The organism is Variovorax sp. KBS0712, from assembly GCF_006323185.2.
In the GTDB taxonomy this organism is placed as follows: Bacteria; Pseudomonadota; Gammaproteobacteria; order Burkholderiales; family Burkholderiaceae_C; genus Variovorax; species Variovorax boronicumulans.
The window spans coordinates 911,982-931,615 of the sequence record NZ_VCCD02000001.1 but is presented as its reverse complement, the minus strand read 5'-3'; the positions used below and the strand labels follow the sequence as shown (position 1 = coordinate 931,615).

Below are 19,634 nucleotides of genomic sequence, written 5' to 3'. Positions count from 1 at the left end.
CGCAGAGGAACAGCGCCCCGCCGAAGCGGGGCGCCGAGGGCGACGCTCAGTCGCCCTTGTTGCGCGACCAGATCAGGTTGTGCGCGCCGTCGTCGCCTTCGACCAGGCGGGCGTAGATCGTTGCCGGGAACGACGGGTCATCCAGAGTCACCGACAGGTAGGGGCGCTCCGCGCGGCTGAGCTTCTTCCACGCCGCGCCGATCTCGAAGTTGCCGGCGACGATGCGGTAGTCCGGAGCGTTCTCGCTCTCCTTGTCGTTGGGCACGATCTTGACCTTGACGTTGAGCGTCAGGGTGCGAACCGTGCCGGTGTAGCTGTCGTTCTGTGCGGTGAATGTGCCGATGTTGGCCATGATGAAGTCCTTTTGAAGTTGACCAGGTCGCGCCCATCGCGGCCTTGGCGTGATCCGATGGGGGAGGGTCCGGGCGCGCCGCATCCCACAGCGCAGCGAAGGGGCCGCAACGCAGTGAAGGACCGGGAGGCCCGAGAAATTTGCCTCGCGAGGAAGACCGCAGGTCGGGGAAATTTGTCGGGCCGGACGGTTGCGGCGAACAAGCCCGAGGCGTCGCGAAACGAAGTGCAGCGCCGCCGCGCCCTCGCCAGGATTCACGGCAAATACAAGGCCGCTGTGGGTGTGATCCTGTCGCGAAAGGACGCATGGCCCCAGCACCGTCTCCGCCGCAACAGCGTTTCCGGCACGGGCCCCGAAGCGATCCCAGTCCATGTCAGCCGCGCAACGAAAAGGAGGAACAATCCCACCGCATCCGCGCTGCCAGTGGATCGGCATTTGTGGCGTGGAAGGAGCTGCGCATCGGAACGCTCTCTGTGAGCCACCGTCGTCTGGCGGACTGTTCGCCCGCTTCATTCAGGACGGCTCGCACGACATTCGAGTGCAGCAAGTTGCGTCGTGTCCGCGCTCCGCCACTGGCGGGGCGCGCATTTCTAGGTTCCAGGGCATTGGAGTGCCAAAACCTTTGTCGCGATGCGCGACTCCATCTGTGCCCGCTGGACAGCTACCAGCGTGACAGTGGCTTCGCAGACGACTTCGTGCGCATCGTGGGCCTGAACGCGGAATGTCGCGCTCCGGTCCCCCAGCCGTTCAAGCCATCCGCGCAGTCGCAGGGGGGACCCGGGTGGGATTGGCCCTCGATGGTCGATACGGATCGAACGGCCGACCACCACTTCGGCGACGGCATCGACGTGCTGCTGCATCTCACGAATGCAAATGGATTCGACCACTGCCACAAGGTACCCGGTGGCAAGACATTCGATCAGTCGCTCGGCATACTCGCTTCCGTGCGGAAGCCGCGAGAAAAGCGACTTTGCCGTCTGGTCGGCCGGCACGGTGTAGGACTCTTCAAAGAATATCTCGCTGACGCCTTGGTGGTTCATGGGGTATCCGGATGGGGTTGTCGAAGGCTCGATCAGCGCGCTGGATTGCGGGCGATCGGTGCTGTTCGATGCTCCCGTGACCCGCAGGCATCCCCAACCCACCGCAGCGAGTGCTGGCGTAGGGCGGCACGCAGGGCGCGTTGGGCTTGCGCGTTCCGGAAGTCAAAACGCGCGCGGCAGACCTGCCGCGCGCGATGCGCCGATTTCTCGATCCCCGGCCTCGCGGGCCGGGGAGTCATGAGGATCACGCCGTTGCGTGCGCGTCCTCGTGGTTTTCGGCATCGGCCTGCCCCTCAGCAATCGGTTCAGCGCTTGCAACGTCAGCCGGCGTTACCTCCGGGGCGCGGAACATCGCAGGCAGCCAACCCGTGCCCGCCGCAAGCCGCTCGGCTTCGCTGGAGATCTGCGCCTTCTTGAGCTTGCCGAGCCGGTTCACTTCACCGGGCGCGAAGGCCTGCACCCCTTCCACGGCCTTGGCCTTGGAGACGTGGTCGAAGTAGCCCGCTGCGGTCGGCGTCCACCACGCGTGCATGTCCAGCGCCACGGCCTGTGCCAGCGCAGCAGCCGGGGCTTCGTCCTCACGCGAAGCGATGGCGGTCACCGTGAAGCCCACGCACACTGCCAGCAGCGACAGCAGCTCCTGCTGTGGCATCGCCAGCAACTCGGCGAACAGCGCATCCGGCTCCGCGGGCAGGCGCTTGTCCCAAGCCTCCCGCACCTGTCGCATGCCCACCGCAGCCGGTGTCTCGGCCACGTCCGGCGCGTACTGCTCCAGCCGGTCCTGGGGGTTGGCGGTGATGTTGATGGGCGAACCGTAGTGCGCATCATGGATGACGCGCAACGTAAGCCGGTGCACCACGGCCACCAGCGCCACGTGCGGATGCCGAGCCACTTCCGCTTGCAGGGCGGCGGTGCGATGCGCGCTGAGGCGCTTTACCAGCTTCTCCGAAATGGTGAGCTTGGCTTCCTGCTGCCCGCTGCCGCCTTCGGCTTCGTCATCCGCACTGTGGCCATCGCGTTCCTGCTGACGCAGCGTCTTGGCCTGATCCTCACGCAGCAGCCCGCGATGCACGATCACGCCGCCCATGTGGTCGAGCGACACCACGGCCCCCGCCGTCGCCATCGTGCGCGGCGGATAGACCACCAGGGTGCGTTCGATGGCTTCCAACTCGTTGCCCAGGCTGTCCATCTCGTCCTGCGCTGCCTGCGCCTGCTCGTCCGTCATGTCGTCGTTCTCGTCGTCCAGGCGGTCTTGCAACTTGCGCTGTTGCGCTTCGAGCTTGGCGATGCGTTTGGCTTCGGCTTTGCTCGGCTCGCGCCGCTTGCTGCGCATGCGCTGGAACTGGTGCAGGTCGGCGTAGGTGGCACGCGGCGCTACGTCCACCCAACCCCATCCCTCGGCCTGCACATGCTCGGCCACAGTGGCGAGCCTTTCCTTCGCCAGCGATTCGAGCAAGGTTGCATCCGTGAGGAAGATGCCGTTCTGTTCGTCCGCGAACAGGTCACGCCGCACGGGGCCACCGGCCTGCTCGTAGGTCTGGACGCCCACGAACTTCGCCAGCGCATCGCGGCCCGCGTCGATCTCTTCATGCGTCAGGTGATCGCGCAGCGCCTCCGGGCTGCGCTGCCACTGCGGCGATTCGTAGAACGCGGCTTCCTGCGCCGCATGGTCGTCGGTGATCGCCAGCGCCATCAACTGTTCCAGCGTCACGGTGCCAGTTCGGTAGTCGGCCAGCAAACGTGGCGAGACGTTGGCGAGCTTCAAGCGCCGCTGCACGACCAAGGGCGTCACGCCGAAGTCGGCGGCAATGTCCTCGATGGGTCGTCCCTCGGCCACCAGATCGGCGAAGGCCTCGAACTGGTCGGCCGGGTGCATGGCCTCGCGCTGCACGTTCTCGATCAGGCTGACAGTGCGCGCCGCAGCATCAGACCCCAGCAGGCAGGCCACCTCGAAGTCCTTCGCGAGCTTGCGCCGCTTGACCAGCAGCTTTAGCGCGGCGAGGCGGCGGCGACCGGCCACGACTTCGTAGTGTTCGCCATCAGGGGCCATCACCACGTTGAGGTTTTGCAGCAAGCCGACGCGGGCGATGCTGGCGGCCAGTTCGGGGATCGACGTGCCGCCGCTCTTGCGCACGTTGCGGCTGGAAGGCCGCAGCTTGGACAGCGGAATCAGCAGCAGTTCCTGCGCAGCCGTGACGGCTGCGACCGCAGCGGCGATGGCGGTGGTTTCGTGAATGGTAGCGGTGTTCATATTGAAAACTCCTGTCCCGTGTCGGGACGTAGAAAGTGAAAAAGGGAAGAAAAGGGGAAAGGGTTCAAGGCGTCGGTGTCTGCATGCGCGGCTCTCCTGTGGTTTCCCACGCCAGCCGGATTCCAAGATTCGGAGCCCGGTGTTGGCTTCGGTGGGTTCGGCGCAGTGACCTGGGCTGGTCGCCGTTGCCGCCGTCTTTCCTGAGTTCATCGCCCGCGAAAAACCGGGCCGGCGGGGCCTGGCCGTCAAGGAAACAAGCGCAGGGTTGGTGCGGCCCGCAGCCTCCGGCGAGGACACGGCCCTGCGCGCCTTGACGGCCAGGCACCGGCGGCTACGGTCGCGGGATCAGCGATGAAGGAGGGGAAAGACGGAAACCCGGCCAACGGCCAGGGGAGCGACGAATCCACGGCCGCGCGGCGAGCGCCACAGCGCGCCGAAGGCGCCGCCTGGCTAAAGGTGAACAAGCGCGCAGCGCGCATCGGCACCGTGCGCTGGCCGATCAGGCGCCGCCTGGTCGGCGGTATCGAGGGGCGCCAAGCCTGCGCGGCGGGGATTGGCTATAGCCAGTCCCCTGGAGAACCCTGGGACCACGCGCGCAGCGCGCACGATGAAGAATGAACTAAAGGGCCCGCAGGCCCTTGCGTCACAGCAACCCGCGCTCCGCAAAGCTCAGCACGTCGTTGCCCGCGACGATCAGGTGGTCAAGCACCCGCACGTCCACCAGCGCCAGCGCCGCCTTCAGCGTCTGCGTCAGGTGTTCGTCGGCCCGCGACGGCTCGGCGACCCCCGACGGATGGTTGTGCACCAGGACCAGCGCCGCCGCATTGCGCGCCAGTGACTCCTTGACCACCTCCCGCGGATAGACCGATGCCTGAGTCACCGTGCCGCGGAACAGTTCGAGGTATTCGATCAGCCGGTTCTGCGCATCGAGCATCAGAACCGCGAACACCTCGTGCTCCAATGTCCCCAGCTTGACCCGCAGGAAGTCGCGCACCACCTGTGGTGAGGACAGCACCTCGTGTCCCTGCAACTGCTGTCCCAGCAGCCGCTGCGCGGCCTGCAGCACCTCGCCGGCATCCGCCGGCCGGTAGTCGCCCGCGACATCGCGAACCAGAAGAACGGAAGAATCGAAAGAGAAGAGATCGTGCGCCATCATCGGCTCCGTGAATCGGGCGGGATTGCCCGAGACCGGCACCAGCACGGCGCAGCGCAGTGGTCAGGGTTCGAAGACGGCCGCTAGGACGCAAGCGCACAACCGCAGGGCGGGGCGCGCAGACCTTGACGACGAGAACGACGTGATACGGTGAAGGGAACAGCAAGCCAGCCCACCGCCACCCCCCCCGTTGCCGGATTGGCAAGCGAAGCGCGCAGCGCGGACACGCGCGAAGGCGTCAGCGATGGATGCCGAAGGGGCGAGACGCCATCAGCGGCTCGATGCGCAGCACGACAGCGCGACCCGGCGATGCCGGGTGACGTCCGGCATGGTTGATCCGTGCAGAACCCCCAAGCCCCCGAAGCCGCATCGCCGGAAACCTCAAATCTGCTTTCTCGCGAAATCAAGCAAACACGAAGGCAGCATTTGCGATTTGCATGGCATGCGCAGAACCATTAACGAACGGACGAGGGTTTTCCTGCAGAAGCAAAGCCTCGATGGGGCTCTTCCGGAAAGTCGCCGATGCGGCCGCGGTGATGGAGTGCTCTCGGCCGTAAGCTGCGGCCAGCAGTGCGTCCGTGCCCCCGATGGGAGACGGCCGAGGCGGGCGATGATCAATCGCCCTTGCTGCGCGACCAGATCAGGTTGTGCTGGCCGTCCTCGCCATCGACTAGGTGGACGTGGATGGTCGCTGGGAACGACGAATTGTCCAGCGTCACAGACAGCTAGAAAAGCCGGCCTTGAATCTCTAGCGCCGTTGCAGGTATTTGCTGTTAGGCGTCCTAAATGAGTTTGTGACCACCGAGTAGTGGACAGTTCGGCCACTGAGGATTAACGATGAGCATATGAGTTCGCGCTCTTGTAATACCCACGCGTAAGACCTTCCTGCTTTTGGGATACGGCGCGTCGTCGCCTCGCCAAATGAACGAGGACTCGACGCCAGCGGCAGTCCGACGCGCTTCACGGACGATGATGACGCCGTCGAATTGCTTACCCTTGGCCTTGTGGAAATTCATCACTTGTAGGCCCGCAGGGGTGTCCACGCCGTCAAGAATTTGCTCTTGCGCGAGAGCTTGGTCCAGCGCCAACCGAGCGTGGGTATAGGCTCCATCGCGCAGCCACTCATTGGATAGGCCAGCCGAGATTCGATGTCCCCGGCGGAAGGCAACCAGGAAGTCGAGTTGGGCGGCCACGCGCAGCAGTTCGTCTTGGCCGGTGGCCCGCAGCGCATGCTTGACTGTGAGCCAATCAGTGGCGGGGTCGCCCGTGAAGCCGTCGATGTGCAGCGTGACGATCAGCCCTCGCAAGGCTTTGACGATGTTGATGGTGAGGGTCTTGCCGGCCCGAATCTTTCCCACTTGCTCCAAGAGCTTGGTGACCGCCGCCTTGCCTTGGCCCGTCGCTCGCCGCGCGGCGGCGATCAACTCCATGCTGGTCGCCACATCAAGCTCGAGGCGCGCGAGGTCTTTGGGTTCCAAAAGAAACGCCGCGAGCCGGGCCGAGAGCAAGGCCTCGGCCTCGTCGAATAGCAGCTTGTGGCGTACAACCTTGCCCAAGTTGGGCTCGATGGCGTTGAGGGCGTTCGACATGCGCAGAGCGCTTCGGTTGTTTGAGACCAGTATGGCCAGCGTTTGTACCGGCGCGTCGGTTTCACCGCGAATAGCCTTGAGCAGCTGGGCCATCGCCCGGCGCAACAAGTGGTTCCAATTCGGCGTGGGATTCTCCGGGCGATAGGAGATGGAGGAGACGCCCTTGTAGGGCGCGCCGCGCACATGCCCAGCAAGAATGTCGTTTCCGAAGATCAGAATTTCAGAGTCGGGGCTGCGGTGATTCTGGGTGCCCAGATCGACTTCAAGTGGGTCGAGCGCGGCTCGAATGGCGGCGATCCGTTCGGGGCCGACTCCGGGGAGGTAGTCAAAGATTTGCTGCTCGAGGTCAGCGAGGCAGATGATCTGCGCGTGCGGAGCGAGCAATTCGATGCATCGCCAGGCGAATTGGCCCGTGTCCTGGGCTTCATCGACGATGATGATCGGATGGCGCCGCGCGAGCGATGAAAGCAGGTAGCTGCTGGTGGCAAGGAGCTTGGTGGCGTTCGGGGCGAATAGGTCGAAGGCGATGCGTCCGTCTTCGCGAAAGAGTCGCTCGCGCTCCACCAGCCACTGCCCCCATCCTTCATCTTCGTCGTCGATGCCGCCGCAGATGGCCTTTTCATCTTGCGGCAGCAGGATGGAGAGCTTGTCTGGTGCGCCCAACAGGTAGGCGTGGGCTTTGAGGATGTCCCAGAAAAAAGAATGAAAGGTCTGGATCGACAGTTGGTCGCGCTCGGCCTTGTTGGCTTCGAGCTTGGCAGCGTCGAGGATGCGCGCCACCGCCGCGCGAGAAAAGCTCAGGAAGAGGGCTGACTGCCCCGGCGCCATGCCTTCCTGAATGCGCTTGACCGCTTTGCGCAGGGCAATTGTGGTCTTGCCACTGCCAGGTCCGCCCGTGACCAAAGCGTGCCCTTCGCAAGCCAGGACGCTGTCGCGAAGCGGGCAGGGCTCGTTCATAGCGCGACGGGCAGCTCGCCTTGGTCTCCTGGCTCTGCGGCCTCATCGTCGTCGATGGCCAGCGGCGCGGGGAACATTGCGTAGACCGACGAGAGAAATTGCGTGACGGTCGCCGGCAGCTCCGCAAAGTCGCATTGCTCAAACAAGCGCGCGGCCCATCCCGCGCCCTTGTTGCTGGCCAACGCCTTCTTCGCGGTGGCCCGAATGCCTGCCTCGTCCGGCTTTACGGCGGGGATGCCCACGTTGCCAGCCTCGCCGCTCTCCTTGAGCTCGGACAAGAATGTCCAGAGGCGCTCGGCCGGCATCTCCGCGGACACGAGATCTTCAAAGCCTTTGTGGGCGTGTTCGCTGTTGATGTCGAAGCTGGCGGCGTAGTTGGCCGTTTGCTCTGGGGGGCGATTGGCCTTGTGGTCGTAGAACGCGATGGTCTTCAACCCAAGGGTCTTGAAGAACTTTCCGAACTTCGGTCCGTTGCCATCGCCATCCGAGTTGAAAAACGCGGCGCCCGCGATGTCCAGGGGCTGCAAGGCGTCGTCGTTCTCTTCCATGCGCCGCGCGGCCACCGGCAACGCGTGGAATTCCGTGAGGCCCTCGACCACAATCGCAGCCTTGCCGAGCATGCACTCCGACAGGCCCCAGCGGGCGTAGCGCTTGAACTCATTGTCCTTGAGCCCGGTGGCTTCTGACACCTTCTTGGAAGTCACCACGCCGTCGGCGCGTGAGAGCAGCAGCGTCTGCGACGGCTCGAACCGCTCGATCACAAACGGCGAGTGGGAAGTCACGAAGGCCTGCGTGGTCTTCGTCAGCAGGTAGTCGGCAATGCGCCGCTGCGTGTGCGGCGGGACGGCGATCTCTGGCTCTTCCATCGCAAAGATCACCGTCTCGGGCTTGAGGTCGGCGATGAACGAGAGCAGGGCAAGCACCAATGTGTTGATGGTGCCGGTCCCCGCATGCGCGAAAGGGACGTGGCCTTGGTCCGCCGAGAGCGCGAGAAAGAACGTCATGGTCTTTCGCAGGTGCTCCCGCGTGAGTTCGGAGACGTGGAGCTTGGTGGCATTGCCTGGCGCCTCCATCGGGATGTAACGCGACAGGCGCTTCTCGATGGATCGCAGTACCGGCGCGAGTTCGTCCGCATCAGCCTCAATGTCGAGGCCGCGCAAGCGCTCGATCGTCTTCTCCCAAAGGGTGGTGCGGACCCCCTTGGTGCGTAGGATGATGTCCAGAAGCGAGCCGCGCTCAAGGCTGAGCGCCCGCGATCCAGTTCGCAGCGCCCGCAGGTAGAGGAAGCCGAACTGGCGCTTGATCGACTTTGAGACGGCCGTCAATTCGCCGGCCGGCGCGTCGGGGCTTCGCGAGAAGAAGGTCTTGGCCTCGAACTCGTCCTCGGCCGGATCGTATTTGCCGATGGTTTCCAGGCGCAGGCAAGGAACGACATCGGGTGGATTGGCCTGCTCTGCCTCTCCCGCGCCAAGCAGGCGCTTCTCGACCATGTGCCAAAACTCGGTGTTGCCGCCGCACTTGGCGTCAATCTCGGCGCTCAGGTCGATCAGCACAGCCTCGACGCGAAGGGGAATGGGCTGGGGTTCGGCGCCTTCCTCGACCGGCGGCGCAAGGTAGCGGGCGTTGTAGAAGTCGAACTCATCGATGGGCGGGAAGCGGTTGAGCCGGTCAGGCCCCAGCACGAGGTCAAGCGCGTCGCATAGCGTGCTCTTGCCCACGTTGTTCGCGCCCACCATGAGCGTATGCCCATCAAAGAGGAGATCCGCGGACTTGACGCCACGGAAATTCGAGATGGACAGGCGGACGACTTTCATGCGGCTTCCCTTTTTGATCTTCTGAGAATGATCTTGTTGTGGTTATCATTATGATACGCGCATGGTATTCTTGTGACATTTGGCGCAATGGTCGCTTCGCGCGCGCGAGCGGATGCAGGAGAAACACTTGAAGGCTTCGGCACAGGGGTTGTCGCAAACCCAACGGGAAAGGCTCGCGTTCTTGGAACTGCGAGCCTTTTTTACCGGGGAGCTGCGGCGCGGGGACATCGAGGCTCGGTTCGGCGTCAAGCCTGCGGCGGCGTCGCGGGACCTCAGCGCTTATCGGGAATGCGCGGGGGCGAACCTCGAATACGACACAGCGGAGCGCTGCTACCGCCCCACGCCGGCCTTCAAGCCGGTCTTTGAGTTTCAGTCCGAGCGCGTGCTCGCGTGGCTGTTGCAGGGGTTTGGCGACGGGCTGGATTTGAAGCTGCGCCAAGTCGCGCCGTGCGAGGGGCCGGGCAACTTGGTCAAGCCGGATTTGGGCGTGCTCGCGACGCTGACGCGAGCCATGAATGGCAAGCGGGCGGTGAGGCTGAGCTACCTGTCGCTTTCGTCAGGCCAGAAGCGGCGCGACCTCGTGCCGGTGGCGTTGGCGGACAACGGGCTGCGCTGGCATGTGCGGGGATATGACAGGGAAAAGGAAAGATTTGGAGACTTTGTGCTGACACGGATCGCGAAGGCCCAGGAGATCGACGGGATCGTCGAAGAGCGTGAGCTCTTGGGCGCCGACGAGCAGTGGGCGCGCATCGTGGATCTCGAGCTCGCTCCGCATCCTGGCGTGGCCTGGCCCAAGGCGGTCGAGGCCGACTACGGTATGCAAGATGGCTTGCTGCGCGTGAAGTCGCGCGCGGCGCTGGCCGGCTATGTCCTGCGCCGCTGGAACATCGACAGCACGCCGGATCATCGGCTCGATCCGTCGCTCCACCATCTTTGGCTGCGCAACCCACAGACCCTGTATGGCGTGGAGAGCGCCGCATTGGCCCCAGGCTTCGCGGCGGCAAGCGCCGAGGTCGCGTAGACGGCAAGAAGAAAGAAGTCAGGGAACACAACATGAAACTCGAATCCATCGCCAAAGGCGCGCTGGTCTCCGGCATTGAGGAGGGCAGGGTCGTTCGCGTGGTCAGCGCCGACCCTCTGGGCGACAACGCCGTCACCGTCGTCTACAAGACCGACGACGGGCGCTTGGGCGAGCGCGTGTTGTTTCGCTCTAACGAGTCGGAGCTCAGCATCGCCTCTGTCGGCCGGCCGTGGAGCTTCGACTCTGACGGCGCAGACTTCAAGCTCGCGGCCGAGGCCTACCGGATCAACCTCGCGCACCTTTTCGACCCGATGATGGCCGTCCACACGTCGAACGTGGAGCCGCTACCCCATCAGATCACGGCGGTTTACGAGTCGATGCTGCCTCGGCAGCCGCTTCGCTACGTGCTCGCCGACGATCCGGGCGCCGGCAAGACAATCATGGCGGGCCTGCTGATCCGCGAATTGCTGATGCGCGCGGACGCGGCCCGTGTCCTGATCGTCTCACCGGGCAGCCTGGTCGAGCAGTGGCAGGACGAATTGTTCGAGAAGTTCGGCCTCTCGTTCTCGCTGTTCACGCGCGACCTGCTAGACCAAAGCCGTACGGGCAACCCTTTCGACGACCACGACTTGCTCGTGGCTCGGCTCGACCAGCTCTCCCGCAGCGAGGAGCTCCAAGAGAAGATTCGGAATTCCCATTGGGACCTGATCGTCGTCGACGAAGCCCACAAGCTTTCGGCCACTTGGTTCGGCGCCAAGATCAACGAAACCAAGCGGTTTAAGCTCGGCCAGCTGCTGGGCTCGGTCACTCGCCACTTCCTGCTGATGACGGCCACGCCCCACAACGGCAAGGAGGAGGACTTCCAGCTCTTTATGTCGCTGCTGGACTCGGACCGCTTCTACGGCAAGTTCCGCGACGGCGCGCACAAGGTCGATGTCAGCGACATGATGCGCCGAATGGTCAAAGAAGACCTGTTGAAGTTCGACGGCACGCGGCTGTTCCCCGAGCGCGTGGCCTACACAGCCAACTACAAACTCTCCGAGTCCGAGGCTCAGCTCTACAACGACGTTACGACCTACGTCAAAGAGGAGATGAACCGGGCCGACCAGCTTGATGGCAAGCGCAAGGGGACGGTGGGCTTCGCGCTGACCGCCCTGCAGCGCCGGCTCGCGTCGAGTCCCGAGGCGATCTACCAGTCCTTGAAGCGGCGCCGTGAAAAGTTGAAGCGCCGGATCGAGGACGAGAAGGCCAAGCAGCACGGCGGCAAGGCCCGGGCCGAGACTTATGCCGAGCAGGCGTCCGAAGACATTTGGGACTCTGCCGACGACATGGCCCCGGAGGCCTACGAAGAGTTTGAAGAGGAGGTCGTGGACCAGGCCACTGCCGCCCAGACCATCACCGAGCTCGAAGCCGAAGTCTTCACTCTGGGCCACCTCGAGCACCAAGCCAAGGCGCTGGTGCATTCCGGCCAGGACCGCAAATGGGAGGAGCTCCGCGAACTCTTGCAGAACACGCCTGCGATGCGCGGCCCCGATGGCTTGCAGCGCAAGCTCATCATCTTCACCGAGCATCGCGACACGTTGAACTACTTGGCAGACCGCATCCGCGGCCTGCTGGGCCGCCACGAGGCCGTCGTGATGATCCACGGAGGCGTCCACCGCGAGGACCGGCGCAAGGTCCAGGAGCTGTTCCGCAACGACAAGGACACGCGCGTCCTGGTTGCCACCGACGCGGCAGGCGAAGGTGTGAACTTGCAGAACGCCCACCTGATGGTGAACTACGACTTGCCTTGGAACCCCAATCGCTTGGAGCAGCGCTTCGGGCGCATTCACCGCATCGGGCAGACGCAGGTCTGCCATCTATGGAACATGGTCGCTGCCGAGACCCGCGAGGGCGATGTCTTCCAGAAGCTCTTCGACAAGATCGAGATCGAGCGCAAGGCCTTGGGCGGCCGGGTGTTCGACATCCTGGGCGAAGTCTTTGACGGTGTTAGCTTGCGCGAGTTGCTCATCGAGGCGATCCGCTACGGCGAGGATCCGGCGCGCAAGGCGCACTTGCGCGAGGTGGTCGCCACTGCCCTCGAGACCGAGAAGCTGCGCGAGATCATCAGCCGCAACGCGTTGGCCGAAGAGGTCATGGACGAGCAGCGGCTCTTCGCGCTCAAAGAAGAGATGGAGAAGGCCGAGGCCCGCAAGCTTCAGCCGTACTTCATCCGGTCGTTCTTCGCCCAAGCTTTTGAGCGCCTAGGCGGCGAACTGCGTCCGCGCGGCTCTGGCCGCTACGAGATCACGTTCGTGCCGGCGACCATCCGCGAGCGCGACCGCCAGATCACTGGCCGCGACCGCCGGAACATGAATCCCGTCGTGAGCAAATACGAGCGGGTCTGCTTTGAGAAGGGCAAGGTCCGTGTCGAGGACAAGCCTGGCGAGGCGGTCGCGAGCCTGATCCACCCCGCCCATCCGCTCATGCAGTCCGTCGTGGACCTCATGCTCGAGCAGCATCGCGGCAAGTTGAAACAGGGCGCCGTGCTGGTCGATCCCAACGACGAGGGCATCGAGCCCAAGCTGCTGTTTCTGCTCGACCATTCGGTGAAGGAGGGCGGCGAGCCGGGACTCGTCGTCTCGCGCCGCTTGCAGTTCGTGACCATCGACAGGCTCGGCGCCATCTGCAACGCCGGCTGGGCGCCTCACTTGGACCTCAACCCCATCGAGCCGGGCCAGCGCGCCATGGTCGCGCCAGAGATCGATGCCGACTGGATCAAGAAGGATCTGGAGGAGGCGGCGCTGAGCCACTCTTCTGACAAGCTTGTGCCCGAGCACTTCGAGGAAGTGCGCGTGCGCCGCGAGCATCAGGTCGATAAGAACCTGGCCGCAATCCACGAGCGCCTGGTCAAGGAAATCGACTACTGGCAGGACCGCCACGAGAAGCTCAAAACGGACCTGGCCGCTGGCAAAGACGTGCGCCTGCCGCTCGAAAATGTTCGCCGCACCATCGACGAGCTCAGCGTCCGCCTCGAATCGCGGACCAAGGACCTTCAAGCCATGCGCCATGTCGTGTCGAGCATGCCAGTTGTTGTTGGCGGCGCGCTGGTGATCCCCGCCGGGCTGATTGCGATGCGCAGCGGCGAGGCCGAAGGCCCGACATGGTCCGCCGATGCGAAGGCCCGCGCACGCGTCGAGCGCGTCGCGATGGAAGCCGTTCGCAAGGCCGAGGAGGCGATGGGGCACTCGGTCATCGACGTGTCGGCCGAGAAGTGCGGCTGGGACCTGACATCGGTGCTTCCCGTCGAGGACGGCAAGCTGCCGCAGGCCCGCCACATCGAAGTGAAGGGACGAGCCAAGGGGCAGTCCACCATCACCGTCACCCGCAACGAAATCCTCTACGGCCTCAACCAGGCCGACAAGTTCCTTTTGGCCATCGTGGTGGTCGATGGCGAAGGCCATGAAGGTCCGCACTACATCCGCAATCCGTTTACGCAAGAGCCCGACTGGGCCGTGACGAGCATCAACCTGGACCTCGCGTCCCTTCTTGAAAGGGCGCAAGCAGCATGACAACAATAAAAATACCCAAGAAACTCATTGAAGTGGCGTTGCCACTGGACGACATCAACGCAGCATCGTCAAAAGAGAAGTCAATCCGTCACGGCCATCCGTCCACGCTCCACATCTGGTTTGCTCGGCGTCCTCTAGCTGCGGCAAGGGCAGTGTTGTTCGCTCAAATGGTCAACGACCCTGGCTACGAACGCCATCTTGGCCGTGGCATGAGCAAAGATCGAGCAAAGGTTGAACGCGAGCGGCTTTTCAACATCATTCGAGACTTGGTGAAGTGGGAAAACACGGACAACCAAGAGGTTCTGAATCGAGCGCGCGACGAGATCAAGAAGTCATGGAGGGAGACCTGCGAACTCAACGCAGGACTGCCGGGTTTTGATCCCGAAAGGCTGCCGGTATTTCACGATCCGTTTGCCGGTGGCGGATCGCTGCCATTGGAGGCGCAACGGCTTGGCTTTGAGAGCTATGCGACAGACCTGAATCCTGTCCCTGTGGTCCTCAACAAGGCAATGATCGAGATTCCGCCGCGGTTCAAAGACCGCCCTCCTGTGGGACCGAAGGCGTTGGCAGCCCATCAGGAGCGGATAGAAGAGCACTGGGCCGGAGCGCAAGGTTTAGCCGAGGACCTGAGGCGCTACGGAACTTGGGTTGGCAAGGCCGCCTTCGAGCGGTTGGAAGCCCTCTATCCGCAAGTCGATCTTCCCAAGCGTTTGGGCGGTGGAAAGGGGACCGTTCTCACGTGGCTCTGGTGCCGAACCGTCGCCAGTCCAAATCCGGCTGCCGAGGGCGCCCATGTGCCTCTGGCGAAGTCATTTCAGCTTTCCACCAAGGAAGGCCGAAAGATTCATGTCGTCCCTGAGGTTTCGGCGGACAAGCGTAGTTACGAGTTTGTGTTGCAGGAGGGCGGGCAACCCAAAGTCTCGTCCACCGTTGGAGGACGCGGTGGTCTGTGCATCTTGACAGAATCGCTCATGCCGCTCCCATATATCCAGGCGGAAGGGCAGGCGGGTCGATTGAGCCAGCGGCTGATGGCCGCCGTCATCGAAACGCCGAAGGGCAAGGCATATGTCGCAGCTAGCGAAATCGATGCCCCTGACTTCTCGATGCTTGTAGCGTCGGCGCCCGATGCCGAAATTCTTCATTGGAAGAGCTGCACTAACGTCGTCGTCTATGGAATGAAGACGTTCGAGAGTCTTTTCAATCTCCGGCAGCAACACGCATTGTCAGTGTTCAGCTCACTGGTCATAGAGGCGCGAGACATCATTCGGGCGGATGCCGTCAAGTCGGGCCTCGAAGACGACGGGGTGGGGTTGGACCACGGCGGGGCCGGGGCGACAGCCTACGCCGAGGCTATCTCGGTTTATCTCACCTGCGCCATCGGACGAGTTGCGAACTACTGGAACACGTTGTCTTCGTGGGAATCCGGAGGTGAATTTGTCAAGGGAGCCTTCACCACGCATGCGCTGCCGATGGTTTGGGACTACGGCGAAGTCAATCCTCTGCGAGATGGTGGAGGCACCTGGGTGAGCGCGTTGGGGTGGATCGCGCGCGTCGTCGATTTGCTACCTGCATATGCGCGCGGGCATGCCTTGCAACTAGACGCCGCAAAGGCGACCATTCCCATTGATTCCATGTCAGTGGTCTCGACGGACCCGCCGTATTACGACAACGTTCCGTATTCGAACCTGTCGGACTTCTTCTACATCTGGATGCGGCCATGCTTGCGCGAGGTGTTTCCCGACATCTTCGCGACGCGACAGACGCCCAAGGCGGATGAATTGGTGGCGTCTCACAGCCTCTATGCCGACATCAATGACGCCATGCGTCATTTCACCGATGGCATGACATTGGCCCTGAGACAGATACACGACAAGTCAAACGAGGCCATCCCGGTAACGATCTACTACGCGTTTAAGCAGAGCAGCACTGGCGCCGCAGGGACGGCTTCGTCAGGCTGGGAAAGCTTCTTGGAGTCGGTGATCCAGGCGGAATTCGTGATTACTGGCACTTGGCCGGTCAGAACTGAGCGAAGCACTCGCAGCCTTGCTATCGGCGCAAATGCCTTGGCATCGTCCATCGTTCTGGTCTGCCGAAAGCGGGACAGTGATGCTCAGACTGTGTCACGCAGGGAGTTCCAGCGCGAATTGAAGGATCAGATGGCTGATGCCCTTGACGCCATGATTGGAGGCGCGGAAGGGGTGTCTCCTGTCGCGCCAGTTGACCTGGCCCAGGCCGTAATCGGTCCTGGCATGGCAATCTTCTCCAAATACTCTGCAGTTCTTGAAGCCGATGGCCGTCCCATGACGGTTCATACCGCGCTGACGCTGATAAACAAGATGTTGACAGAGGGCGCTGATGACTTTGACGCCGACACCCAGTTCTGCCTTGCTTGGTTCGACGAGAAAGGCTGGGCTCCAGGCGATTTCGGGCAAGCCGATGTCTTGGCGCGAGCTAAAGGCACAAGCGTTCAAGGCGTGGCTACTGCCGGCGTGATCGAGTCGGGGTCGGGAAATGTGCGCCTCTTCAAGCCCAGCGAATATCCGGCAGATTGGTCGCCGCAGAACGACAACGACACTCCTGTGTGGGAGGCGTTGCATCAAATGATCCGCGCCTTGCAGGCGGAAGGAGAGTCGGCGTCGGGGGCTCTTCTGGCGGGGATGCCGGCGCGCGCCGAACATATCCGCAACTTGGCCTATCGTCTCTATACGCTTTGCGAGCGAAATAAGTGGGCAGAAGAGGCGAGAGCCTACAACGACCTGATCACCTCGTGGATTGGCATCGAGTCCGCATCCCATGAGGTGGGGCACTTTGGATCGCAACGGAACTTTGAGATTTAAGGGGACAACAATGAAATTAAAGCCTTGGCGCGAAATCGCCATTCCTCATGAAGATGTCCTCAAGGGTACTTTTCAGCAAGCCGAATTCGCCGCCGACATCTCGCGAGTCCATCAAGGAACCGCGACGCCGGAGTACCAGGATGCTGCGCTTTTCTTCCAGCGCACATTCATCACCGAGGGCATGCGGCTTCTGCTGGATTCGGTGGTCAAACGCCTGGCGGGCAAAGGCGGCGATCCAGTCGTTCAACTGCAAACCGCTTTCGGCGGTGGCAAGACCCACACGCTCCTCGCGGTGTATCACTTGGCTAAAGGTGAGACGCCGGCCGGCAAGTTGCAGGGCGTTCCGCCCATCTTGGATGCGGCTGGGATCGCTGAGCTGCCCAAAGCCCGCGTGGCTGTGCTCGATGGAGTGGACCTACTCGACCTGGCGAGCAAGCCGCGTAAGCGAGGCAAATCCACCATCAAGACCATCTGGGGCGAGCTCGCATGGCAACTCGGCGGCGACGAGTCTTTCGCCATCGTCAAGGAAGCCGATGAGAGCGGAACCGCTCCGGGCAAAACGACGCTGACGGAACTGCTGGCGGCCAACTCCCCATGCATCATCCTGATGGACGAGCTCGTCCGCTATTTCTCGCAGTTTGAAGAAGGCAAGACGCTCTCGGGCGGCACCTACGACACGCAGCTCTCGTTCATCCAATCGCTGACCGAGGCCTTGAAGGCGGTTCCGACGGCCATCCTGCTGGCGTCGTTGCCGTATTCGGACCGCGAGGCGGGCAGCCAGCAAGGGGTGAAGGCGCTCCGCGCGTTGGAGCACTACTTCGGCCGCGTGCAGGCCTTGTGGAAGCCGGTGGCGACCGAAGAGTCATTTGAGATCGTGCGCAGGCGGCTGTTCGCGACTGTGTCGGACCGACTTGCGGCGGAAGAGGTGTGCCGCGCGTATGCCGACTACTACTCGGCTAATGCGGCGGACCTCCCGCCCGAGACGCAAGAGGGCAGCTATTTGGAGCGACTGAAGCACGCCTATCCAATCCACCCGGAAGTGTTCGACCGCCTTTATGAAGACTGGTCCTCGCTCGACAGTTTCCAGCGCACCCGTGGCGTCCTGAAACTTATGGCCAAGGTGATCCATCGCCTCTGGACATCAGGCAACAACGACTTGATGATCCAGCCGGGCAGCTTGCCGCTGTTCGACCCTGACACCAGAAACGAGGCAATCTACTATTTGCCGCAGGGGTGGGACCCGGTTCTCGAACGCGACATCGACGGCGAGCGCGCGGCGACGACTGAGATCGACAACTCCAAGCCTCTCTTCGGCTCCATCCACGCTTGCCGCCGATTGGCGCGAGCGGTGTTCCTTGGGTCGGCGCCAGATTCCGGCGCGGTCGGCGGAGCCAAGCACCATCGCGGCATTGAGCTTGAACGAGTGCTGCTTGGATGCGCCCAGCCCGGCCAGGTGGTCGGCCACTACAAGGACGGCATGCGGGCGTTGGTGGACAAGCTGCAATACATCAACAGCGCCAGCAACCGCTTTTGGTTCGACACTCGGCCGAACCTGCGCAGGGAAATGGAAGACCGAAAGCGCCGCTTCGACTTGCGCGAGGATGTCTACCCGTTCATCAGGGAGAAGCTTCGCTTTGCCGGTGGCGTGTTCGATGGCGTCCATGTATTCACGTCGTCGTCTGACGTGCCGGACGACTTGCAGTTGCGCCTCGTGGTTTTGCCCCCGGAAGCCACATTCAGCAAGGGCGCGCAGTCGGCCGCCATCGACGCCGCCTCTGCCATCTTGAAGAACCGTGGCGATTCTCTGCGCCAGAGACAGAACCGCCTGATCTTCATTGCTCCCGACACCGACAGCCTCTCGCGGCTAAAGGACCAGGTCACTTCGGCGTTGGCTTGGAAGTCGATTGTTGCGGACGTGAAGGAGGGCCGCCTCAACCTTGACCAGCACCAGACCAAGTTGGCCTCAAACAGCTTTGATCAAACGAGCGAGGCTCTGGGGCGCATGGTTCGAGAGACGTACAAGTGGCTGCTCGCGCCGTCGCAGGAGGTCAAGGCCAGCTCCGGCATCGGCGACATTGAATGGGATCACTTCCAGATCAATCCGGCCGTCGTCAATCGCGCGGAGGAGATTGAGAAGATTCTGAAAGAGAACGAGCTACTCATTGCCGAGTGGGCGCCCATCCATCTTTCCAAGATGCTGCAAGCGTGGTTTTGGAAGGATGGGGCATCCACGGCTGGCGCTGTCGATGTGTGGCAGAAGTCGTGCTCCTACCTCTATCTCCCGCGCCTCCGCGAGGCTGAGACGCTTCGAGCCACCATTGGCGCAGGCGTCGATTCGAGGGACTTCTTCGGCATCGCCTATGGGCAAGATGGGGAACGCTACCAGGGCTTCCATTTCGATCAGGCCACGCCTGTTATTTTCGATGACGCGTTGCTGTTGATCGAGCCAAAGGGAGCTTCAGCCTTTGCCGCCAAGTTGGCTGAGGAGGCCGCTGCGCGAGACGCAGAGGCCAAGGCAAAGAATGCTGGCGGCAGTTCAGCCGGCGAAGGTGGCAAGGCCGAAACGGGTGGCGAATCAAACACAGCGACCGTCGCTCCTGATCGTGGCAGCCCCCCTGGCCCCGAAGACACGTCGGAAACGCCCACGAGTGGCGGATCGGCCAAGAAGACCATGTTCTTTGGTTCGGTCGATCTTGACCCGCTCAAAGCCAAGATGCAGTTCTCCAATATTGCCGACGATGTGCTGATGCTGTTCATGAAAAAGCCTGGCGTGAAGATTCGCATCTCCATTGAAGTCGAGGCTGAATCTCCCGCAGGATTTGACGATGGCCTCCAACGCTCGGTGCGCGAGAACTGCGACCAGTTGAAGTTCAAGAACCGGTCATTCGAAGACTGACGCGGGAAGCGCCATGGGCAAGATCATTGTTCCGGCTCTGCCGACCGCCAGGGAAATGGAGCGGCATCTTCAATCGCTGGTCGAAGACGAAGAGAGCGCCTTCTTGGGCGGGCGCTTGACCTTGATCTCTCACACATCGACATGAGGGCTCAGGTCTCGGTGTTCGGATCACG

At 62.7% G+C, this 19,634-nt stretch carries 12 protein-coding genes and 1 pseudogene; 6 read left to right on the top strand and 7 right to left on the bottom strand.

The features are described 5' to 3' along the window. Positions 1–46: 46 nt before the first annotated feature. The 3 genes from FFI97_RS04055 to FFI97_RS04045 all read right to left on the bottom strand — a co-directional run bounded on the left by FFI97_RS04055 (position 47) and on the right by FFI97_RS04045 (position 3,643). Complete coding sequence (locus FFI97_RS04055) at positions 47–352, bottom strand: DUF736 domain-containing protein (protein ID WP_139702083.1); 306 nt, start codon at positions 350–352, stop codon at positions 47–49. Between the two features lie 590 nt (positions 353–942). After that, on the bottom strand, positions 943–1,392 hold the full coding sequence (locus FFI97_RS04050) for a thioesterase family protein (protein ID WP_139702084.1): 450 nt from the start codon (positions 1,390–1,392) through the stop codon (positions 943–945). A gap of 244 nt (positions 1,393–1,636) precedes the next feature. Then, positions 1,637–3,643: a ParB/RepB/Spo0J family partition protein gene (locus FFI97_RS04045; RefSeq protein WP_139702085.1), complete on the bottom strand. Its 2,007-nt coding sequence runs from the start codon at positions 3,641–3,643 to the stop codon at positions 1,637–1,639. Between the two features lie 351 nt (positions 3,644–3,994). Between FFI97_RS04045 and FFI97_RS33560 the strand changes: the two genes are divergently transcribed. After that, the gene (locus FFI97_RS33560) at positions 3,995–4,261 is read left to right on the top strand and encodes a hypothetical protein (protein WP_139702086.1); all 267 of its coding nucleotides are present in this window, start codon (positions 3,995–3,997) and stop codon (positions 4,259–4,261) included. Positions 4,262–4,286: 25 nt separating this feature from the next. Here FFI97_RS33560 and radC read toward each other — a convergent pair whose 3' ends face one another. The 4 genes and pseudogenes from radC to FFI97_RS04025 form a co-directional block, all read right to left on the bottom strand. Further along, the gene (radC, locus tag FFI97_RS04040) at positions 4,287–4,796 is read right to left on the bottom strand and encodes a RadC family protein (protein WP_139702087.1); all 510 of its coding nucleotides are present in this window, start codon (positions 4,794–4,796) and stop codon (positions 4,287–4,289) included. Between the two features lie 614 nt (positions 4,797–5,410). Continuing rightward, positions 5,411–5,521 (bottom strand): annotated as a pseudogene (locus FFI97_RS04035) (DUF736 family protein); the annotation flags it as partial. Between the two features lie 57 nt (positions 5,522–5,578). Then, positions 5,579–7,342 (bottom strand): UvrD-helicase domain-containing protein, encoded by a 1,764-nt coding sequence (locus tag FFI97_RS04030; RefSeq protein ID WP_139702088.1) that lies wholly within the window; start codon positions 7,340–7,342, stop codon positions 5,579–5,581. Next, complete coding sequence (locus tag FFI97_RS04025; protein WP_139702089.1) at positions 7,339–9,156, bottom strand: ATP-dependent nuclease; 1,818 nt, start codon at positions 9,154–9,156, stop codon at positions 7,339–7,341. The genes FFI97_RS04030 and FFI97_RS04025 overlap by 4 nt, the downstream gene beginning before the upstream one ends. 127 nt (positions 9,157–9,283) lie before the next feature. Here FFI97_RS04025 and FFI97_RS04020 point away from each other — a divergent pair, with 127 nt between their 5' ends. Genes FFI97_RS04020 through FFI97_RS33850 form a run of 5 tightly spaced genes read left to right on the top strand, consistent with a single transcriptional unit; the run spans position 9,284 to position 19,606 of the window. Beyond that, positions 9,284–10,177 carry a WYL domain-containing protein gene (locus tag FFI97_RS04020; protein ID WP_260684893.1) on the top strand — a complete coding sequence of 298 codons (894 nt, stop codon included), beginning with the start codon at positions 9,284–9,286 and terminating at the stop codon, positions 10,175–10,177. Between the two features lie 32 nt (positions 10,178–10,209). Then, positions 10,210–13,728, top strand: coding sequence for a helicase-related protein (locus FFI97_RS04015; protein ID WP_139702090.1), 3,519 nt, complete (start codon positions 10,210–10,212; stop codon positions 13,726–13,728). Beyond that, positions 13,725–16,565, top strand: a complete 2,841-nt coding sequence (locus FFI97_RS04010) for a DUF1156 domain-containing protein (RefSeq protein ID WP_139702091.1) — start codon at positions 13,725–13,727, stop codon at positions 16,563–16,565. The genes FFI97_RS04015 and FFI97_RS04010 overlap by 4 nt, the downstream gene beginning before the upstream one ends. Before the next feature lie 10 nt (positions 16,566–16,575). Then, positions 16,576–19,461 carry an ATP-binding protein gene (locus FFI97_RS04005; RefSeq protein WP_139702092.1) on the top strand — a complete coding sequence of 962 codons (2,886 nt, stop codon included), beginning with the start codon at positions 16,576–16,578 and terminating at the stop codon, positions 19,459–19,461. A 13-nt stretch (positions 19,462–19,474) separates the two neighbouring features. Beyond that, positions 19,475–19,606: a hypothetical protein gene (locus tag FFI97_RS33850; protein WP_260684892.1), complete on the top strand. Its 132-nt coding sequence runs from the start codon at positions 19,475–19,477 to the stop codon at positions 19,604–19,606. The last annotated feature ends 28 nt before the right edge of the window (positions 19,607–19,634 follow it).